The 2,244-nt window shown below is 35.6% G+C and carries 2 protein-coding genes; one reads left to right on the top strand and one right to left on the bottom strand.

Going from position 1 to position 2,244, the window contains the following annotated elements; all coding sequences use genetic code 11:
- Positions 1 to 24 precede the first annotated feature (24 nt).
- Positions 25 to 1,200: a GNAT family N-acetyltransferase gene (locus V7137_RS19630; protein WP_335699635.1), complete on the top strand. Its 1,176-nt coding sequence runs from the start codon at positions 25 to 27 to the stop codon at positions 1,198 to 1,200.
- Between the two features lie 181 nt (positions 1,201 to 1,381).
- Here the strand turns inward: V7137_RS19630 and V7137_RS19625 are convergent, their stop codons facing one another.
- Complete coding sequence (locus V7137_RS19625; protein ID WP_335699634.1) at positions 1,382 to 2,098, bottom strand: urease accessory protein UreH domain-containing protein; 717 nt, start codon at positions 2,096 to 2,098, stop codon at positions 1,382 to 1,384.
- Positions 2,099 to 2,244: the final 146 nt, after the last annotated feature.

Below are 2,244 nucleotides of genomic sequence, written 5' to 3'. Positions count from 1 at the left end.
TAGTAAAAAGGGGATTGGACTAAAATGTTGGTTAATGAACTTACAGAAAATGACTACTTAGATTCAATGAAACTGTCAATGTACGCCTTTCAATATAAAGTACCGGAATCTGAAATACCAGCTAGAAAGGAAGGAGTAAAAAACCATAAAATTTTAGGAATATGGGATAAAGACATTCTGGCTGCCAAATTGCATATTATCCCGCTAAACATTTTTATGAAAGAGGCTGAGTGGAAAATGGGTGGAATCGCAGGAGTCGCAACCTACCCAGAATATCGGAGGAACGGTTATGTAAAAACACTCATCGTTGATTCCTTAAAACACATGCGGGATAGCCATCAAATTGTATCGCTTTTACACCCATTTGATATTTCTTTTTATCGAAAATATGGGTGGGAAGTATTAAGTGAAAAGAAAAAAGTCACGATTGAAAAAATGGACCTAAAGTTCCTCGATCCGCAGCAAGGTTTAATAAGAAGATTTTCAAAAGAGACCCATAATGAAGAGATAGAAAAAGTTTACCAACAATTTTGCTCACAATATACAGGCATGCTGAAACGCGAGACAAATTGGTGGAAAACACACGTATATCATGAAGACTCGCAGATTGCTGTCTATTACCATTCCGAGAGCGAGGCTAGCGGCTATATTCTATACCGAGTGAAGGATAGGAAAATGGATGTGAAGGAGCTGGTTGCACTTAACCATGAAGCAAGAATAGGGCTATGGAATTTTATTTGCCAGCACGACTCGATGGTTGAAACAGTGACGATGAATCTTGCAAGTAAGGATCCTTTTCCTTATTTTCTGCCGCAGCCCAAGGTGGAAACAGAATTATATCCTTATTTTATGGCGAGGGTCGTTGATGCAGAGGAATGTTTGCGGAGATTTCCATTCATTCATGAAAATGAGTCCCTATTCCTGCATCTTGAAGATTCACATGCACCTTGGAATAATGGGAGCTATTTACTCGGAAACGGTGAAATCAAGGTATTTAAAGAAAAAACTGGTGGTCACTGTGTTCACCCTCCTAAAAAAGGAATTCGCTTAAATATCAATTCCCTTTCTGCGATTCTATTTGGTTATAAAAGACCGATGGAGCTTTATGAAATGGATTTCTTGAAAGGTTCCAAGACTGATATTGAACTTTTTGAAAAAAAGGTCCCAGCAATGAAAGCATCCTTTTTTGACTTCTTTTAAATCTGTCTCCCTCATAGTATAAAGACCAATTAAACGTTTGATTAGATCGTTGAATCGTAGAAATGTAAGGGCAAAATAAACTAACCAAACGTTTAATTAAATAATTTTTAGTGATTAAATGCGAACTCTGATAAACAGGGTTCCTTTTTTGATCATGGTTTTTGAGGTGAGCTTTTTAAAGTTACTGTACCCAAAGTTTAAATAATCCTTCAGTGACCCCTAAGTTGTACATATAAAATATCCCAAACATTATACTAATGGCGCCTGTTATTTGGGTAAGTGTTTGGTTCAGCCTTAATTTTTTGGTACTAAACACGAATGGAATTCCAATAATTGTAGTAAAGAAAAGCATTCCAATAATTGTCCCTACACCGAATATAAGGATATAAACAGCCGCTTCCCAAACACTTTTAACTGTACTCATTGTTAATAGAACCATTGCTCCACTTCCAGCAAGACCATGAACTAAGCCAATCACTAAGGATTTCAAATATGAAACATTTTTATATTTGTGTTTATGCACATGTTGTCCACTATTTGTATGAGAGTGAACATGTTTATGATTTTCCCCATCGTGTTCATGCTGATGTACGTGGATATTCTTAAATGAAAGGAGAGTTGAAGCGCCAAGATAAACTAGCATAATACCCACTAAAAACTCTAATGACATAGCCCATTTTTCTGGTATTTCGCCCTTCATGAAAATAAGAATAATTCCGATAATAAATAATGTAGCTGTGTGACCTATTCCCCAGAATACGCCTGCTAAAGACGAGCGAAATAATTTTTTACTTTGGCTGGCAATAGTAGACACGGCGATCACATGGTCCGGTTCTATTGCGTGCTTGATACCAAGAACAAATCCTAGAGCTAGAATTGATAGGAAACTTATCTCCATTTTTTTCCCCCTTAAATAATATGGTTATCTAAATAAAACCAAAATAATTCAACAAAAGAACGATTGATTCTATTAAACAATTATTAATTAATAATATCACAGAAATCAATTATTTATTTGTTTATTAAACAAATAAACTAGAGAGT

The organism is Neobacillus drentensis (assembly GCF_036962765.1).
In the GTDB taxonomy this organism is placed as follows: domain Bacteria; phylum Bacillota; class Bacilli; order Bacillales; family Cytobacillaceae; genus Neobacillus; species Neobacillus drentensis_C.
The sequence above is the reverse complement of the archived record's forward strand: the minus strand, read 5'-3'. Positions and strand labels throughout refer to the sequence as shown.

Excerpts from the sequence above, each read along its gene's own strand:
- V7137_RS19630 (WP_335699635.1), top strand. The coding sequence starts at position 25 with ATGTTGGTTAATGAACTTACAGAAAATGACTACTTAGATTCAATGAAA.
- V7137_RS19625 (WP_335699634.1), bottom strand. The coding sequence starts at position 2,098 with ATGGAGATAAGTTTCCTATCAATTCTAGCTCTAGGATTTGTTCTTGGT.